Raw genomic sequence first — 15,962 nt, 5'->3', positions numbered from 1 at the left:
CGCCAGACCGGCGATGCGCGACGATGCGCGCGCTTAAGCTCGCCGGATGCATCCCAACCTGTACGCGCTGGGCGCGATCGTGCTGTGGGCCTCGCTGGCATCGCTGGGCGTGTCCCTGCGCCATGTGCCGCCGTTCCTGCTCACCGGCCTCGCCCTGGTGATCGGCAGCGTGCCGGCCTGGCCGCTGGCGCGGCACTGGAAGGTGCCGCCACGCACGCTGGCGCTGGGCATCTACGGCCTGTTCGGATACCACTTCCTGCTGTTCATCGCGCTGCGGCTGGCGCCGGCGGTGGAAGCCAACCTGGTCAACTACCTGTGGCCGCTGCTGATCGTGGTGCTGGCGCCGCTGTTCCTGCCGGGACTGCACCTGCGTCCCGCGCACGTGCTGGCCGCGCTGGCCGGGTTCTCCGGCGCGGCGATCGCGATTCTGGGCGGAGGCAGTGTGACCGGCGCCTGGTCGTGGGGCTACCTGCCCGCGCTCGGTGCCGCCTTCATCTGGGCGAGCTATTCGCTGGGGACCCGGCGCGTGCCGGCGTTTCCCACCGCCGCGATCGGGCTGTTCGGCCTGGTGTCGGGCCTGCTGTCCCTGGCGTGCCACGTCCTGCTGGAGCCCCGCACCGCGCTGTCGCTGCGCGACGGGGCGCTGATCGCGGTCATGGGCCTGGGGCCGCTCGGCGCGGCGTTCTTCCTGTGGGACAAGGCGCTGAAGGCGGGCGATGCGCGCCACATCGGCATCCTGAGCTACCTCACGCCGTTGGCGTCGACCTCGCTGCTGATGCTGGTGACGGGCAGGCCGCTGACGGCGGGCATCGCGGCGGCGGCCGCGCTGATCATCGGCGCGGCGCTGGTGGGCACGCGGGCGCGTTAGCCCGCCATGGTGCGCGCGGGATCTTCCGAGTCGACCACCTCGCGCGACCAGCCTTCCAGACGGCCCGCGTCGGCGCGCAGGACCTCCTGCTTGACCGCCAGCAGCTGCGCGGGGTGCATGGAGAAGCTGCGCAGGCCCAGCCCCAGCAGCAGGCGCGTGAACTGGATGTCGCCGGCCATCTCGCCGCACACGCTGACCGGTTTGCCCAGGCGCCGGCATTCCGTGATGGTGTCGGCGACCAGGCGCAGCACCGCGGGGTGGCAGGGGTCGTACAGGTGGGCCACCGATTCGTCGGCCCGGTCGATCGCCAGCGTGTACTGGATCAGGTCGTTGGTGCCGATSGACAGGAAATCGAAGTACTTGAGAAAGGTGCGCAGCGACAGGGCGGCCGCCGGGATCTCGATCATCGCGCCGATCTGGACGTTGCCGTACACCATGCCGCGGTTGTCCAGCTCGGCGCGGGCGAAGTCGATCAGCGACAGCGTCTGCCGGATCTCGCTGCCGTGCGCGATCATCGGCACCAGCAGGTTCACCTTGCCGTGCGCGGCGGCGCGCAGGATCGCCCGCAGCTGCGTGCGGAACATCTCCGGCTCGGACAGGCTCCAGCGGATCGCGCGCAGGCCCAGCGCGGGGTTCAGGTGGGCCGCGTCGCGCGGGTTCTCGTCCAGCGGCTTGTCGGCGCCCACGTCCAGCGTGCGGATGGTGACCGGCAGGCCCTGCATGCCCTCCACCGCCTTGCGGTAGGCGAGGTACTGCTCCTCCTCGTTGGGCATGTCGCCGTGCCGGCCCATGAACAGGAACTCGCTGCGGAACAGGCCGACGCCGACGGCCCCTGCCTTGAGCGCGGCTTCGGCGTCTTCCGGCAGCTCGATGTTGGCCAGCAGGTCCACCTTCTGGCCATCCAGCGTCACGGCCGGCGTGTGGCGCAGGCGGCCGAGCCGGCCCCGCTCCAGTTCCGCCTGGCGCTGCTTGAAGCCGTATTCGGCCAGGATGATCGGCGAGGGGTCGACAATCATCACGCCGGCGTCGCCGTCGACGATCACCCAGTCGTCCTGGCGCACCAGGTTGCTGGCGGCGCGCGCCCCGACCACGGCGGGAATGTCCAGGCTGCGCGCGACGATCGCCGTGTGCGAGGTCTTGCCGCCGACGTCGGTGACGAAGCCGGCGAACACGCTCTGCTTGAACTGCAGCATGTCCGCCGGCGACAGGTCGTGGGCCACCAGCACCAGCGGCACGTCGACGCTGTCGTCCAGCAGCAGGTCCTGCTGCGTCTTGCGCTTGGGGACGGGCGGCTGCGCGACCGGCGAGCCCATGCCCTTCATGTAGCGCAGGATGCGTTCGGCCACCTGCTCGAGGTCGGCCTTGCGCTCGCGCAGGTACTCGTCCTCCATGTCGTCGAACTGGCGCGACAGCACCTCCAGCTGCGTGGTCAGCGCCCATTCGGCGTTGTACAGGCGGTCGGTGATCCAGTGCTTGACGCCGCCGATCAGCTCCTCGTCCTGCAGCAGCATCAGGTGCACGTCCAGCAGCGCCGTCAGCTCGTGCGGCGCTTCCTTCGGCCCCATGGTGGTGATGGTCTGCTGCAGGCGGTGGATCTCGTCCACCACGGCATTGCGGCCGACGCGGATCCGTTCGATCTCGGACTCGACCTGCGCCGGTTCGATGAAGTAGTGGACGACGTCGGCCCGGCCGGAGCCCATGACGACGGCCCGCCCGATGGCAATGCCACGGGCGACCGCGATGCCATGGACGGAGAAGGTCACTCGCCTTCCCCGAACTTGTCGGCGATCAGCGTGAGCAGGGCGGCCATCGCCTCCTGCTCCTTCTCGCCGTTGGTCTCGATCGTGACTTCGGTGCCCATGCCGGCCGCCAGCATCATCACGCCCATGATGCTCTTCGCATTGACTCGCCGCTCTCCCCGGCTCATCCACACCTCGCAGGGATAGCTGCCCGCCAGCTTGGTGAGCTTGGCGGAGGCCCGGGCATGCAGTCCCAGCTTATTGTTGATGGTCGTTTTTGTCTTGATCATGGTTCCGGCGGGACTGGTTCTGGGGCGCGGTGATGGCGACCTGCATCACGCCCTGCGTGCCGCCGATGACCGCGCGCGAAACCAGCGTGTCGAGCGATTCGTGGCGGTAGCTCACCGCGCGCAGGAGCATCGGCAGGTTGACGCCGGTGATCAGCCGCGAGCTGACCCCGTCCACCAGCTTCTGCGCGACGTTGCTGGGCGTGGCGCCGAAGATGTCGGCCAGCACCAGCACGCCCTGGATGTGGGCCTGCCGCGAGAGCTGGTCCAGCGCGATGCGCGCGGTGCCCAGCGTTTCCTCGGGCGACAGATTGGGCTGCACGTCGATGGCCATCACGCAGGGGCCGCACTCCGGGAACACATGCAGCGCGCACTGCCGCAGGGCATTGGCCAGCGGGGCGTGGGCGATCAGCAGGATGGCGTTCATGGGAGCTGCTTGCGATTATGGCCGCTGCTCCACAGGAACCACCCGTAGGAGAGCACGCTCGTGGCGAGGAACACACCAAACGCCCCGCGGAAGGCATTGACCTCGGTCCACCCGGCGCCGCGGAAGGCGTCCACCAGCAAGCCGATGCCCCACTGCACGACGAACACGCCGACGAAGATGACCAGGTTGTAGGCGGACAGGGCCCGGCCGGCCAGCGAGGCCGGGAACATCATGCCGACCGCGGGCTGGGCGAGCGACACGAAGGTGGTGGCCGTGCAGAAAAAGGCCAGCGTGGCCGGCCCCGCCGCGGGTCCGGCGGCCACCAGCGCGGCCAGCGCCACGAAGCTCAGCGGCGTGCCCCAGGTAATCAGGCGGTCGGTCACGATGCCGCGGCGCTGCAGCCAGGGATTCACCAGGCCCCAGCACCAGAAGGTGACCAGCATGGCCAGGTTGATCGTGAACAGGCCCCGGGCGGAAGCCTCCGCGTCGTACCCGGCCACCCTCGACAGCCAGGGACCGGCCCAGAGCGACTGCACGGCGATCATTCCGCCGTAGCTGAAGAAGCCCAGCGGCGCCATCTGCCAGAAATAGCGGTGGCGCCAGACCGGGGCGTAGCTGCCGCGCGGCTCGCCCGGACGCCCGGTGGCGTCGGCGGCGGACCATTCCGGGACCCGCCAGGCGATCACCAGCATCGACGCCGCCATCAGCACCGCCAGCCCCCAGAACAGGGGCCGCCAGCCGAACTGCGGCAGCAGCCACTGCACCGGCAGCGTCGACGCCACCATGCCGAACGAGCCGGTCATCAGCATCCAGGAATTGGTGCGCAGCTGCACGCCCGGCTCGAACCAGCGGCGGAAACCGGTCAGGGGCGCCATCAGGCAGGCGCTCACCCCCAGGCCGCACAGCACGCGCGCGATCAGCAGGCCGGTGAAGCTGTTCGCCAGCGCGAAGGCGCCGCAGCCGAGCACGGCCAGCGCCACGAAGCGCAGCATGACCTTGCGCGGACCCCAGCGGTCGAGCCAGGTGCCCAGGGGCAGCTGGATCAGCGCAAAGCCGAGGAAGTAGCCGCCGGCCAGCAGGCCCAGGTCGGCCGCCTGCAGGTGGAACTCCTGGGTGAGCACGGGCGACAGCGTGGCCGTGATCGCCCGCAGCACGGCAGCGAAGAAATAGGCGAACGCGAACGCAAGGAACACCACCACCGCCTGGCGGCGATCGAGCTGGGACATCGGAATCTTTGGATGGAAAGGCGGGCCGTCCTCTGGGGGACGCTGCCTTGCATTATCGGTTTCCCGATAATGGGGCGCATGAATGCTCTCGATGGAATCCGCGTGCTGGACCTCTCGCGCGTGCTGGCCGGCCCCTGGTGCACGCAGACGCTGGCGGACCTGGGCGCCGATGTGATCAAGATCGAGCGCCCCGGCAGCGGCGACGACACGCGCAGCTGGGGGCCGCCCTTCCTGAAGGATCGCGAAGGACGCGACACCGCCGAGGCCGCCTACTACCTCGGCACCAACCGCAACAAGCGCTCGGTCACCTGCGACATCGCCCTGGCCGAGGGGCAGGCGCTGATCCGCGAGCTGGCTCGGCACTGCCACGTGTTCGTCGAGAACTTCAAGGTCGGCGACATGGCCCGCTACGGCCTGGACTACGCCGCGCTGCGCGCGGTGAATCCGCGCATCGTCTACTGCAGCGTGACGGGCTTCGGCCAGACCGGTCCGTACCGAGAGCGCGCCGGCTACGACTATGCGATCCAGGGCATGGGCGGCCTCATGAGCATCACGGGCGAGCGCGACGACCTCGGCGGCGGCCCGCAGAAGGTGGGCGTCGCGGTGGCCGACCTGTTCACCGGCATGTACTCCTGCGTGGGCATCCTGGCGGCGCTGCGGCATGCCGAGCACACGGGCGAGGGCCAGCACCTGGACATGGCCTTGCTCGACACGCAAGTGGCCATGCTCGCCAACCTGGGCGCCAACTACCTGGTGAGCGGCAAGGTACCCGGCCGGGCCGGCAACGCGCACCAGAACATCGTGCCCTACCAGGTGTTCGAGGTCGCGCCCGCCGCGGACGGCAGCAAGGACCACCTGATCCTGGCGGTCGGCAACGACGGCCAGTTCGCCAAGTTCTGCCAGGTGGCCGGCCGGCCGGAGATCGCCTCCGATCCTCGCTTCGCCAAGAACCAGGACCGCGTGCGCAATCGCGGCGTGCTGGTGCCGATGCTGGAAGAGATCATGAGGACGCGGCGCAAGTCCGACTGGTTGCTCGCGCTGGAGGCCGCCAAGGTGCCATGCGGTGCGATCAACAACCTCGCGGAGGTGTTCGCCGATCCGCAGGTGCGCGAGCGCGGCATGGTGCACCAGTGGGAACACCCCCTTGCCGGGCCGCTCCCGCTGGTGGGCAGTCCGATCAAGCTCGGCGCCACGCCGGTCCGTGCCGACCGCCCGCCGCCGCTGCTGGGCGAGCACACCGAGCAGGTGCTGGCCGAGGTGCTGGGATGGAATCCGGAACGCATCGCGGCGCTGCGCGCACGGGAGGTGATCTGATGGCCGATTTCGTTCTCGTGCACGGTGCCTGGCATGGCGGTTGGTGCTGGCGCCGCGTGGTGGCTGCGCTGCACGCGCAAGGCCACCGCGCCTTCGCCGTCACGCTCACCGGCCTGGGCGAGCGCGCCCACCTCATGTCGCCGCTGATCACGCTGGAGACGCACATCGCCGACGTGGCGAACCTGATCGACGCGGAGGAATTGCAGGACGCGGTGCTCGCCGTGCACTCCTACGCCGGCATGATCGGCACCGCGATCGCGGACCGCATGCCGCAGCGCCTGAAGCACCTCGTCTACGTGGACGCCGTGGTGCCGAAACCGGGCGAGAGCTGGAGCAGCACGCACGCCAGCGCCACGCGCGAAGCGCGGATCGCGGCGGCCGAGGCCTCGCCCGACTTCAGCTTTCCGCCGCCCGATCCTTCCGTGTTCGGGCTGGCGGCCGGCGACCATGACTGGGTGCAGCGTCGGCAGACGCCCCACCCCGGCCATACCTACCAGGCGCCGCTGCAGTTCGATCCGCGGCGCGTGGCCGGCGTCGCCCGCACCTTCGTCGACTGCGTGAAGCCCCGGTTGGGCACCATCGACTCGATCCGCCCGCGCGTTCGCGATGCGAACTTCTGGGACGGCGCCTGGGCTGGCGGCGGCGGCATTCAGGTGGTGGAACTGGCCACCGGCCACGACCCCATGGTCAGCGCGCCGGAGGAATTCACCCGCCTGCTGCTCGCCCTCGCCTGAACGGGCACCTGACCTGCATCAGGCAAGAACTTTCCCCATCGGCGAGAATCCTTCCTGGGTGCCGGATGTTCCCGGCACGAGGCAAGGCACAGCAATGAAGAGCAAGTGGATCCTGGGCGCGGCAGCGGCGGTGGTGGTGGCCGCGGGGGCCTTCTTCGTGGCGGGCGGTTCGTCCGCCGCGCCCGACAGCACCTTCGTGCTGCTGGACGGCTCGAAGAAGACCACGGCCGATCTCAAGGGCAAGGTCACCCTGGTCAATTTCTGGGCGACCAGCTGCACCACCTGCGTGGCCGAGATGCCGAAGATGGTCTCCACCTTCGACAAGTACCACGCCAAAGGCTACGAGCACATGGCGGTGGCGATGAGCTATGACCCCCCCAGCTATGTCGTCAACTACGCGCAGACCCGCAAGCTGCCCTTCAACGTCGCGATCGACAACACGGGCGCGGTCGCCAAGGCCTGGGGCGAGGTGCAGCTGACGCCGACCTCGTACCTCGTGAACAAGAAGGGCGAAATCGTCAAGCGCTACGTCGGCGAGCCCAACTTCGCCGAGCTGCACCAGCTGATCGAGAAACTGCTGGCGGAATCGTGACCGCGCAGCGGCACGCGAACCGAGCGGGTTCGCGTCCCGCCCGCCTGCTCCCATGAAAAAAGCCGGGCGTCGCCCGGCTTTTTCACACTGACCTGCCCCATCGAAAACACCCCCGCGTCTTCCGGGTGAGGCCTCTCACTGGTTGCGATAGTTGTCGTGGCAGGCCTTGCAGGACTGCGCGACGGGGCCGAAGGCCGTCTTCAGATTGTCCAGGTTGTTGGTCTTGGCCGCGGCCACCAGCTTCTGCATCTCGCCCTGCATCTTGTCGCCGTGGTCCTTGAACTTGGCCTGCTCGGCCCAGATGTCGGGCTTCGCCTTGGTGTTGGTGGTGATGTCCTTGGTGGTGGCGGCGAAACCCGGCCACGGCAACTTGGACATTTCCGCCGCGATCTCCGCGTTGTCCACCGCCGCCTTGGCGTCGTAGGGCGCACGGCCGTTGACCATCGCACCGACCCGCCCGAAGTGCTGCGCCATGACGAACATGACGCTCTGGCGGTACTTGACCGCGTCTTCGGGCTTGGCGAACTGGGCGGAAGCCGGGGTGGCCATCGTGAAAGCGGCGGCGGCGAGGGCCAGCGTGGCGGCGAACTTCATGGGTTTCTTCTCCGTGGTTAAAGTGTCGGATGCCGGGACGGTGGGGGCCGGGCGCCACCGGATGGTTCGCGCCGCTCCTGCCGCTCCGCAACTGTACTAACGCTTTGGCCGGGCCCGGAATTCCCCGTCGCCTGTCGCCAACAACAACGAGGTGACGATGCCGCATCGCGTCCGCGTCTGGGACCTGCCCACGCGCTTGTTCCATTGGCTCCTGGTCATCTCGGTGGTCGGCCTGGTGATCACCGGGCACGTCGGGGGCAATGCGATGGACTGGCATGCGCGCATCGGCTACGCCGTGTTCGCCCTGCTGCTGTTCCGGATCGTCTGGGGCTTCATCGGCGGCCACTGGTCGCAGTTCCGCAGCTTCCTCTACGGACCGGGCAGCGTCCGGGCCTACCTGGGCGGTCGGGCCCATCCCGACCACCTCGTCGGCCACAGCCCGCTGGCGGCCGGTTCGGTCTTCGCCATGCTGCTGGTGCTGGGGGCGCAGGTGGCCACCGGCCTGGTGGGCGACGACGAGATCGCCTTCACCGGACCGCTGAACCGCCTCGTTTCCACGGCGGCCGGCCTGCGGGCGACCTGGTACCACAAGGAGGTGGGCCAGTGGCTGCTGGTGGGCCTGGTCGTGCTGCACGTCGCCGCCATCGCCTGGTACCTGCGGCGCAAGCGGCAGGACCTGGTGCGGCCGATGATCGTGGGCGACAAGGTGCTGGCGGCGCCCGCGCCTTCCTCGCGCGACGACCTGGCTTCACGCAGTGCCGCGCTCGCCGTGCTCGCGGTCTGCGCGACCCTGGTCGCATGGGTGGTCCGGGCCGGCGCTACCCCTTGAGCCAGGTCACCAACTCGACCGTAATGGGCGACTAGAATGATCCGTCCATGGACTCGATTCCGCGACCTTGGACACTGCCCCACTGCCCCTGATCGAACTTTCCCGGCCCGCGACCGCACCCGACTACGACGAGGTGCGCGCGATCTTCCGGGAATACGCTGAAGGACTCGGCGTCGACCTTTGCTTCCAGAACTTCACCGAGGAACTGGCGGAGCTGCCGGGCGAGTACGCCGAACCCCGCGGCGCCCTGCTGCTGGCCCGCGTGGACGGCGAACTCGCAGGCTGCTGCGCACTGCGGCCGCTGGACAGCACCGACTACCCCAATGCCTCGGAAATGAAGCGCCTGTACGTGCGCAAGCCGTTCCGCGGCTTCGGCCTGGGACGCCAGCTGGCGGAGGCGGCACTGAATTCCGCGCGCCAGGCCGGCTACGACTGCGTCCTGCTCGACACGCTGGACGACATGGAAGCAGCGCGCGCGCTGTACGACGACCTCGGCTTCGAGGACATCCCGCCCTACTACCACAACCCCATCGCGGGGGCGCACTACCTCAAGGCGGACCTCTGGAACAGCACGCCGGCGCCGCTGAGCAGCCGCTTCTGACGCCGGCGTTTGCGCAGCGACCTTCGTCCCGCGCCCGCAGGCGCACGACGTATTGCGCCGATCAGCCCTTGGCCTGGCCGAGGATGGTCTGGGCGTCGCTCACCTCGAACTTGCCGGGCGCCTCGACGTTCAGTGACGCGACCTTGCCGTCCTTCACCAGCATCGAATAGCGCTGGCTGCGCACCCCCATGCCCTTGGCCGTGAGGTCCAGCGTCAGCCCCGCCGCCTTTGCGAAGTCGCCGCTGCCGTCGGCCAGCATGCGGACCTTGCCGCCGGTCTTCTGGTCGCGCGCCCAGGCACCCATCACGAAGGCATCGTTGACGCTGACGCACCAGATCTCGTCGACACCCGCGCCCTTGAGGTCGTTGAACTTCTCCACGTAGCCCGGCACGTGCTTGGCCGAGCAGGTGGGCGTGAAGGCGCCGGGCAGCGCGAACAGGGCGATCGTCTTGCCCTTGGTCGCTTCGCCCACCTTCACCGGGTTCGGGCCGATGCTGCAACCGTTGCCCTCGACTTCCGAATACTCCATCAGCGTGACGTCCGGCAGCTGGTCACCGACTTTGATCATGGCTCTATCTCCTCGTTGGGATGGACAAAAGAAAAACGGCCCACGATTGTGGGCCGTTTCCGTATTGCCTGCAGGGCAGCGAGGCTTTAGACCTCGGCGGCCTTCTCGACCAGGCGGGTGGCAACCCAGTTCTTGGTCTTGGAGATCGGCTTGCTCTCGGTGATCTCGATCACGTCGCCGGTGTGGTACTGGCCCTGCTCGTCGTGCGCGTGGTACTTGCTCGACTTCATCACGATCTTGCCGTAGAGCGCGTGCTTGACGCGGCGCTCGACCAGCACGGTCACGGTCTTGGCCCGCTTGTCGCTCACCACCTTGCCCACCAGGGTGCGCTTGAGGGAGGTCTTTGCTTCCGTCATGTTCGCTCCTTAGGACTTGGCGGATTCCGCACGCTTCTGGGCCAGGATGGTCTTGGCCCGAGCGATGTCACGACGCGTGGAACGCAGCGTGGCGGTGTTGTTGAGTTGTTGCGTGGCCTTCTGCATGCGCAGGCCGAAATGGGCCTTCTGCAGGGACTTCACTTCGGTTTCCAGGCCGGCGGCATCCTTGGTGCGGAGATCCTTGGCTTTCGTCATTTCTCTTCGCTCCTTCAGGTGCCGAGCAGGCGGGTGACGAACGTGGTGCGCAGCGGCAGCTTGGCAGCGGCCAGCTTGAACGCTTCGCGCGCGAGTTCCTCGGGCACGCCGACGATCTCGAACACGACCTTGCCCGGCTGGATTTCGGCCACGTAGTACTCGGGGTTGCCCTTGCCGTTGCCCATCCGCACTTCGGCGGGCTTCTGGGAAATCGGCTTGTCGGGGAACACGCGGATCCAGATGCGGCCGCCACGCTTGACGTGACGGGAGATCGCGCGACGCGCGGCCTCGATCTGGCGCGCCGTGAGGCGGCCGCGGTCGGTGCACTTCAGGCCGAAGTCGCCGAACGCGACGGAATTGCCGGTGGTGGCAATGCCGGTGTTGCGGCCTTTTTGCTCTTTGCGGTATTTGCGGCGAGCGGGTTGCAGCATGTTTACTCTCCTTTACCGTCGGTGGGAGGAGTCCCGGCCGGCGCGGCACCCGTGGTCTTGCGGGGAACGCGCTTAACGGTAGATTTCGGCGCTTCGGGAGCGCCTGCGGTTGCTTCTTGGGGCTTGTCGCTGCCGTCAGCCGGCGCGACGTTGCCGGCACCGGCGCTGACGCCGGTGCGCGGGCCGCCACGGCCACCGCCAGGACCGCCACGGCGGTCACCGCCGGGGCCGCCACGGCGGTCGCCGTCACGGCGCGGGCCACGCGGGCCACGACGCTCTTCGCCCTCGGGACGCGGCGTGCTGTCCAGGGACGGCAGGTCGTTGCGGCCCAGGGTGTCGCCCTTGTAGACCCACACCTTGACGCCGATGACGCCGTAGGTGGTCTTGGCTTCGGAAAAGCCGTAGTCGATGTCCGCGCGCAGCGTGTGCAGGGGCACACGGCCTTCGCGGTACCACTCGGTACGGGCGATCTCGATGCCGTTCAGGCGGCCGGACGACATGATCTTGATGCCCTGGGCACCGAGACGCATGGCGTTCTGCATCGCGCGCTTCATCGCGCGGCGGAACATGATGCGCTTTTCAAGCTGCTGGGTGATCGAGTCGGCGATCAGCTGGGCATCGACCTCGGGCTTGCGCACTTCCTCGATGTTCACCGCAACGGGCACGCCCAGGCGCTGCGCGAGTTCCTTCTTCAGGTTCTCGATGTCCTCGCCCTTCTTGCCGATCACCACGCCCGGACGCGCCGAGAAGATGGTGATGCGGGCGTTCTTGGCGGGGCGCTCGATCAGCACGCGGGAGACCGCGGCGTTCTTCAGCTTGGTCTTCAGGTAGTCGCGGACCTTGATGTCCTCGGCCAGCATGTCGCTGAAGTCGCGGTTGTTCGCGTACCAGCGGCTGTTCCAGTTGCGCGTGACGGCCAGGCGGAAGCCGGTCGGATGGATCTTCTGTCCCATGTTCTTCCTTAGTTCCCGACGGTCACGTACACGTGGCACGTACCCTTGCTGATGCGGTTGCCGCGACCCTTGGCGCGCGCGGTGAAGCGCTTCAGCGTGGCGCCTTGCTCGACGTAGATCGTCTTGACCTTCAGCTCGTCGATGTCGACACCGTCGTTGTGCTCGGCGTTCGCGATCGCGGACTCCAGAACCTTCTTGACGATGACGGCACCCTTCTTCTGCGTGAAGTTCAGGATGTTCAGGGCCTGGTCCACCTTCTTGCCGCGGATCAGGTCTGCCACGAGGCGGCCCTTGTCGACAGACAGGCGCACACCGCGGAGGACTGCTTTGGTTTCAGCCATGGTTCAGTCTCACTTCTTCACGACTTTTTTGTCGGCGGGGTGACCCTTGAAGGTGCGCGTCAGGGCGAATTCGCCCAGCTTGTGGCCCACCATCTGGTCGGTGATGTAGACCGGCACGTGCTGCTTTCCGTTGTGAACGGCGATGGTCAGCCCGATGAAGTCGGGCAGGATCATCGAGCGGCGCGACCAGGTCTTGATCGGCTTCTTGTCCTTGTTGGCATTGGCCTTCTCGACCTTGCCCACCAGGTGGTGGTCCACAAACGGACCCTTCTTGAGAGAACGCGTCATTTGTGCGACCCCTTACTTCTTGCGGCGCGAGACGATGAACGTCTGCGTGCGCTTGTTGTTACGCGTGCGATAGCCCTTGGTCAGGTTGCCCCACGGATCCACCGGATGGCGGCCTTCGCCGGTCTTGCCTTCACCGCCACCGTGCGGGTGGTCGACCGGGTTCATCACCACACCGCGGACGGTCGGGCGGATGCCCATGTGGCGCTTGACACCGGCCTTGCCCAGTTGGCGCAGGCTGTGTTCTTCGTTGGCGACTTCACCGATGGTGGCGCGGCACTCGACGTGAATGCGGCGCACCTCACCGGACCGCAGGCGGACCTGGGCGTAGACGCCTTCGCGGGCCAGCAGCGTGGCAGACGTACCGGCCGAACGCACGATCTGCGCGCCCTTGCCGGGCTGCAGCTCGATGCAGTGGATCGTGGAACCCACCGGGATGTTGCGGATCGGCAGGGTGTTGCCGGCGCGGATCGGGGCCTCGGCGCCACTCATCATGGTGGAGCCGACTTCCAGGCCGCGCGGGGCGATCACGTAGCGGCGCTCGCCATCGGCGTACACCACCAGGGCGATGTGGGCCGAACGGTTCGGGTCGTACTCGATGCGCTCCACCTTCGCCGGGATCCCATCCTTGTTGCGGACGAAATCGACCACGCGGTAGTGGTGCTTGTGGCCACCGCCCTTGTGGCGCGTGGTGATGTGGCCGTTGTTGTTGCGGCCGGCCTTCTGGATCTGCGGCTCCAGCAGCGGGGCGTAAGGTTCGCCCTTGTGCAGGTGGTCGCGCGAGATCTTCACCGTGCCCCGGTTACCGGGCGAGGTGGGTTTGAGCTTGATGACTGCCATGATTAAGCGGTCTCCCCGGAGAAGTTCAGCTCCTGGCCAGGCTGCAGCGTCACATACGCCTTGCGGATGTTGTCGCGGCGGCCCACGGAACGGCCGAAGCGCTTCGTCTTGCCCTTGAGGTTGGCGACGGAAACGCCCTTGACCTGCACGTTGAACATCAGTTCGACGGCGGCCTTGATCTCGGGCTTGGTGGCGTCCTGCAGGACCTTGAAGGTCACCGCGTTGGTCTTGTCGGCCACCATCGTCGCCTTCTCGGAGACGATCGGGGCGACGAGGACCTGCATCAGGCGGCCTTCGTCAAACTTTTTGGAGGCGGTGCTCATGCGAACATCTCCTTCAGCTTGTCGATCGCGCCCTTGGTGACGAGCACTTTCTTGTAATGCACCAGGGACAGCGGATCGGCGTAACGCGGCTCGACGATGAGCACGTTGGCCAGGTTCCGGGACGCGAGGTACAGGTTTTCGTCCACTTCGTCGGCGATCACCATCACCGACTCCAGGTTCATCGCCTTGAACTTGGCGGCCAGCTGCTTGGTCTTGGGGCTGTCGACCTTGAGGGAATCGACCACGGCCAGGCGACCATCGCGCGCGAGCTGGGAGAAGATGGACGCCATGCCGGCGCGGTACATCTTCTTGTTGATCTTCTGGGTGAAGTTCTCTTCCGGGCTGTTCGGGAAGATCCGGCCGCCTCCGCGCCACAGCGGCGAGGACGTCATGCCGGCGCGGGCGCGGCCCGTGCCCTTCTGGCGGAACGGCTTCTTGGTCGAGTGCTTGACCTGCTCGCGGTCCTTCTGGGCGCGGGTGCCCTGGCGGGCGTTCGCCTGGAAGGCCACCACGATCTGGTGCACCAGCGCTTCGTTGTATTCGCGGCCGAACACGGTCTCCGGCGCGTCGAACTTGGACGCGGCCTGACCCTGCTCGTTCAGGAGTTCGAGTTGCATTTACTTCTTCCCCTTCTCGGCGGCGGCGGCCTGCTTGGCCGTGACCGGCTTCGGCTGGCCCTTGACGGCCGGCAGCACGGTCACGAAACCGTTCTTCGCACCGGGGACGGCGCCCTTGACCATCAGCAGGCCGCGAGTCTCGTCGACACGGATCACGTCGAGGTTCTGGGTGGTGGTGGTGACGTCGCCCTTGTGGCCGGACATCTTCTTGCCGGGGAACACGCGGCCCGGATCCTGCGCCATGGAGATCGAGCCCGGCACGTTGTGCGAACGGCTGTTGCCGTGCGACGCGCGCTGCGACTTGAAGTTGTGGCGCTTGATGGTGCCCGTGAAGCCCTTGCCGATCGAGGTGCCCTGCACGTCGACCCGCTGGCCGGCCGTGAACAGGTCCTGCACCGGCACGGTGCCGCCGGCGGCGTACTTGCCGGCGACGTCGGCGTCGACGCGGAATTCACGGATGATTTCACCGGCTTCGACACCCGCCTTGGCGAGGTGGCCGGCGAGCGGCTTGGTCACGCGCGAGGCCTTGCGCGAACCGTACGTGACCTGCAGGGCCACGTAGCCGTCGTTGTCTTGGGACTTGACCTGGGTAACGCGGTTGTTCGACACGTCGATCACCGTGACGGGAACAGCGTCCCCCTCATCGGTGAAGAGGCGCATCATGCCCACCTTGCGGCCCAGCAACCCGAGGCTGCTCAGACTCATGTTTTGACTCCGTTACCTTCGCCGCAGCCGCTGCAATTGGCTTCTGCGTTTGGCGCCCCGAGGAACGCGCGCGAAGGAGGGTTGATAAAAGCTCCGCCCGGCGCAAACCGAGCGAAGCCCGCAATTGTAGCAGTGTTCCTACAGGCTCGCCAGCGTTCTCCATGGCAGGCCGCCAGGAAGCGAAAAGGCCGCACGCGGCGGCCTTTCCTGTCGAGCTCGGACTGCGGTTTATTGCAGCTTGATCTCGACGTCCACGCCGGCCGGCAGGTCCAGCTTCATCAGGGCGTCGACCGTCTTGTCGGTCGGGTCGACGATGTCCATCAGGCGCTGGTGCGTACGGATCTCGAACTGGTCGCGGCTCGACTTGTTCACGTGCGGCGAACGCAGGATGTCGAAGCGCTTCATGCGCGTCGGCAGGGGCACGGGGCCCTTGACGATGGCGCCGGTGCGCTTGGCGGTGTCGACGATCTCGGCGGCGGACTGGTCGATCAGCTTGTAATCGAACGCTTTGAGGCGGATGCGGATCTTTTGCTGTGCCATGACCATCACTCCATGATCTTGGCGACGACGCCGGCGCCCACGGTCTTGCCGCCTTCACGGATGGCAAAGCGCAGGCCTTCTTCCATGGCGATCGGGGCGATCAGCTTGACCGTGATGGTCACGTTGTCCCCGGGCATGACCATTTCCTTGTCCTTGGGCAGCTCGATCGCGCCGGTCACGTCCGTGGTGCGGAAGTAGAACTGCGGGCGGTAGTTGTTGAAGAACGGCGTGTGGCGGCCGCCCTCGTCCTTGCTCAGCACGTAGATCTCGGCGGTGAAGTGGGTGTGCGGCTTCACGCTGCCCGGCTTGGCCAGGACCTGGCCGCGCTGCACTTCTTCGCGCTTGGTGCCGCGCAGCAGGATACCCACGTTGTCACCGGCCTGGCCCTGGTCCAGCAGCTTGCGGAACATCTCCACGCCCGTGCAGGTGGTCTTCACCGTGGGCGTCAGGCCCACGATCTCGATTTCCTCGCCGACCTTGATCACGCCCCGCTCCACGCGGCCGGTGACAACCGTGCCGCGGCCGGAGATGGAGAACACGTCTTCCACCGGCATCAGGAAGGCGCCGTCCACGGCA

General features: G+C 67.4%; 24 protein-coding genes. 6 read left to right on the top strand and 18 right to left on the bottom strand.

The features are described 5' to 3' along the window. Nucleotides 1-46: 46 nt before the first annotated feature. On the top strand, nucleotides 47-868 hold the full coding sequence (locus tag AC1DSA_RS14760) for a DMT family transporter (RefSeq protein WP_477890433.1): 822 nt from the start codon (nucleotides 47-49) through the stop codon (nucleotides 866-868). On the opposite strand, the gene ptsP is transcribed toward AC1DSA_RS14760, so the two are convergent. Genes ptsP through AC1DSA_RS14740 form a run of 4 tightly spaced genes read right to left on the bottom strand, consistent with a single transcriptional unit; the run spans nucleotide 865 to nucleotide 4,547 of the window. Beyond that, nucleotides 865-2,631, bottom strand: a complete 1,767-nt coding sequence (gene ptsP, locus AC1DSA_RS14755; protein ID WP_477890431.1) for a phosphoenolpyruvate--protein phosphotransferase — start codon at nucleotides 2,629-2,631, stop codon at nucleotides 865-867. The two genes, AC1DSA_RS14760 and ptsP, sit on opposite strands and share 4 nt — an antisense overlap. Further along, entirely contained in the window at nucleotides 2,628-2,897 is a 270-nt protein-coding gene (locus AC1DSA_RS14750) for an HPr family phosphocarrier protein (RefSeq protein WP_477890429.1), read from the bottom strand. The genes ptsP and AC1DSA_RS14750 overlap by 4 nt, the downstream gene beginning before the upstream one ends. Beyond that, a complete protein-coding gene (locus AC1DSA_RS14745) occupies nucleotides 2,866-3,321 on the bottom strand; it encodes a PTS sugar transporter subunit IIA (protein ID WP_477890427.1) in 456 nt (151 codons plus the stop codon). Before AC1DSA_RS14745 ends, AC1DSA_RS14750 begins: the two co-directional genes overlap by 32 nt. Beyond that, the gene (locus AC1DSA_RS14740) at nucleotides 3,318-4,547 is read right to left on the bottom strand and encodes an MFS transporter (RefSeq protein ID WP_477890425.1); all 1,230 of its coding nucleotides are present in this window, start codon (nucleotides 4,545-4,547) and stop codon (nucleotides 3,318-3,320) included. The genes AC1DSA_RS14745 and AC1DSA_RS14740 overlap by 4 nt, the downstream gene beginning before the upstream one ends. A gap of 78 nt (nucleotides 4,548-4,625) precedes the next feature. Between AC1DSA_RS14740 and AC1DSA_RS14735 the strand changes: the two genes are divergently transcribed. From AC1DSA_RS14735 to AC1DSA_RS14725, 3 genes are all read left to right on the top strand, one after another. Further along, nucleotides 4,626-5,861 carry a CaiB/BaiF CoA transferase family protein gene (locus AC1DSA_RS14735; RefSeq protein WP_477890423.1) on the top strand — a complete coding sequence of 412 codons (1,236 nt, stop codon included), beginning with the start codon at nucleotides 4,626-4,628 and terminating at the stop codon, nucleotides 5,859-5,861. Then, nucleotides 5,861-6,595 (top strand): alpha/beta fold hydrolase, encoded by a 735-nt coding sequence (locus tag AC1DSA_RS14730; RefSeq protein ID WP_477890421.1) that lies wholly within the window; start codon nucleotides 5,861-5,863, stop codon nucleotides 6,593-6,595. Before AC1DSA_RS14735 ends, AC1DSA_RS14730 begins: the two co-directional genes overlap by 1 nt. A gap of 94 nt (nucleotides 6,596-6,689) precedes the next feature. Beyond that, nucleotides 6,690-7,187: a TlpA family protein disulfide reductase gene (locus AC1DSA_RS14725; protein ID WP_477890419.1), complete on the top strand. Its 498-nt coding sequence runs from the start codon at nucleotides 6,690-6,692 to the stop codon at nucleotides 7,185-7,187. Nucleotides 7,188-7,322: 135 nt separating this feature from the next. On the opposite strand, the gene AC1DSA_RS14720 is transcribed toward AC1DSA_RS14725, so the two are convergent. Then, the gene (locus AC1DSA_RS14720) at nucleotides 7,323-7,781 is read right to left on the bottom strand and encodes a c-type cytochrome (RefSeq protein ID WP_477890417.1); all 459 of its coding nucleotides are present in this window, start codon (nucleotides 7,779-7,781) and stop codon (nucleotides 7,323-7,325) included. Between the two features lie 157 nt (nucleotides 7,782-7,938). On the opposite strand from AC1DSA_RS14720, the gene AC1DSA_RS14715 reads away from it, so the two are divergent. Together AC1DSA_RS14715 and AC1DSA_RS14710 are read left to right on the top strand one after the other, a co-directional pair. Next, the gene (locus AC1DSA_RS14715; RefSeq protein WP_477890415.1) at nucleotides 7,939-8,610 is read left to right on the top strand and encodes a cytochrome b/b6 domain-containing protein; all 672 of its coding nucleotides are present in this window, start codon (nucleotides 7,939-7,941) and stop codon (nucleotides 8,608-8,610) included. Nucleotides 8,611-8,692: 82 nt separating this feature from the next. Further along, a complete protein-coding gene (locus AC1DSA_RS14710; protein ID WP_477890787.1) occupies nucleotides 8,693-9,211 on the top strand; it encodes a GNAT family N-acetyltransferase in 519 nt (172 codons plus the stop codon). Between the two features lie 61 nt (nucleotides 9,212-9,272). On the opposite strand, the gene AC1DSA_RS14705 is transcribed toward AC1DSA_RS14710, so the two are convergent. From AC1DSA_RS14705 to AC1DSA_RS14645, 13 genes are all read right to left on the bottom strand, one after another. Further along, nucleotides 9,273-9,779, bottom strand: coding sequence for a redoxin family protein (locus AC1DSA_RS14705; RefSeq protein ID WP_477890413.1), 507 nt, complete (start codon nucleotides 9,777-9,779; stop codon nucleotides 9,273-9,275). Nucleotides 9,780-9,865: 86 nt separating this feature from the next. After that, on the bottom strand, nucleotides 9,866-10,135 hold the full coding sequence (rpsQ, locus tag AC1DSA_RS14700; RefSeq protein WP_477890411.1) for a 30S ribosomal protein S17: 270 nt from the start codon (nucleotides 10,133-10,135) through the stop codon (nucleotides 9,866-9,868). A gap of 9 nt (nucleotides 10,136-10,144) precedes the next feature. Continuing rightward, entirely contained in the window at nucleotides 10,145-10,351 is a 207-nt protein-coding gene (gene rpmC, locus AC1DSA_RS14695) for a 50S ribosomal protein L29 (protein ID WP_477890409.1), read from the bottom strand. Between the two features lie 14 nt (nucleotides 10,352-10,365). Then, nucleotides 10,366-10,782 carry a 50S ribosomal protein L16 gene (gene rplP, locus AC1DSA_RS14690; protein ID WP_477890407.1) on the bottom strand — a complete coding sequence of 139 codons (417 nt, stop codon included), beginning with the start codon at nucleotides 10,780-10,782 and terminating at the stop codon, nucleotides 10,366-10,368. 2 nt (nucleotides 10,783-10,784) lie between these two features. Beyond that, a complete protein-coding gene (gene rpsC / locus AC1DSA_RS14685) occupies nucleotides 10,785-11,735 on the bottom strand; it encodes a 30S ribosomal protein S3 (protein WP_477890405.1) in 951 nt (316 codons plus the stop codon). 8 nt (nucleotides 11,736-11,743) lie between these two features. Further along, complete coding sequence (gene rplV / locus AC1DSA_RS14680; protein WP_477890403.1) at nucleotides 11,744-12,076, bottom strand: 50S ribosomal protein L22; 333 nt, start codon at nucleotides 12,074-12,076, stop codon at nucleotides 11,744-11,746. Between the two features lie 9 nt (nucleotides 12,077-12,085). Next, nucleotides 12,086-12,364, bottom strand: coding sequence for a 30S ribosomal protein S19 (gene rpsS, locus AC1DSA_RS14675; RefSeq protein WP_477890401.1), 279 nt, complete (start codon nucleotides 12,362-12,364; stop codon nucleotides 12,086-12,088). A gap of 12 nt (nucleotides 12,365-12,376) precedes the next feature. Then, complete coding sequence (gene rplB, locus AC1DSA_RS14670; RefSeq protein ID WP_477890399.1) at nucleotides 12,377-13,201, bottom strand: 50S ribosomal protein L2; 825 nt, start codon at nucleotides 13,199-13,201, stop codon at nucleotides 12,377-12,379. Between the two features lie 2 nt (nucleotides 13,202-13,203). Then, entirely contained in the window at nucleotides 13,204-13,524 is a 321-nt protein-coding gene (rplW, locus tag AC1DSA_RS14665) for a 50S ribosomal protein L23 (RefSeq protein WP_477890397.1), read from the bottom strand. Continuing rightward, nucleotides 13,521-14,141, bottom strand: a complete 621-nt coding sequence (gene rplD / locus AC1DSA_RS14660; protein WP_477890395.1) for a 50S ribosomal protein L4 — start codon at nucleotides 14,139-14,141, stop codon at nucleotides 13,521-13,523. Before rplD ends, rplW begins: the two co-directional genes overlap by 4 nt. Next, entirely contained in the window at nucleotides 14,142-14,846 is a 705-nt protein-coding gene (gene rplC, locus AC1DSA_RS14655; protein ID WP_477890393.1) for a 50S ribosomal protein L3, read from the bottom strand. It lies immediately after the preceding gene. A 228-nt stretch (nucleotides 14,847-15,074) separates the two neighbouring features. Further along, nucleotides 15,075-15,386: a 30S ribosomal protein S10 gene (gene rpsJ, locus AC1DSA_RS14650; protein ID WP_145895499.1), complete on the bottom strand. Its 312-nt coding sequence runs from the start codon at nucleotides 15,384-15,386 to the stop codon at nucleotides 15,075-15,077. A gap of 5 nt (nucleotides 15,387-15,391) precedes the next feature. Beyond that, on the bottom strand, nucleotides 15,392-15,962 hold a 571-nt coding region (locus tag AC1DSA_RS14645; RefSeq protein ID WP_477890390.1), incomplete at its 5' end, for an EF-Tu C-terminal domain-related protein.

The organism is Ramlibacter sp. P4_H7 (assembly GCF_056400765.1).
This window is presented reverse-complemented; position numbering and strand designations above follow the sequence as displayed.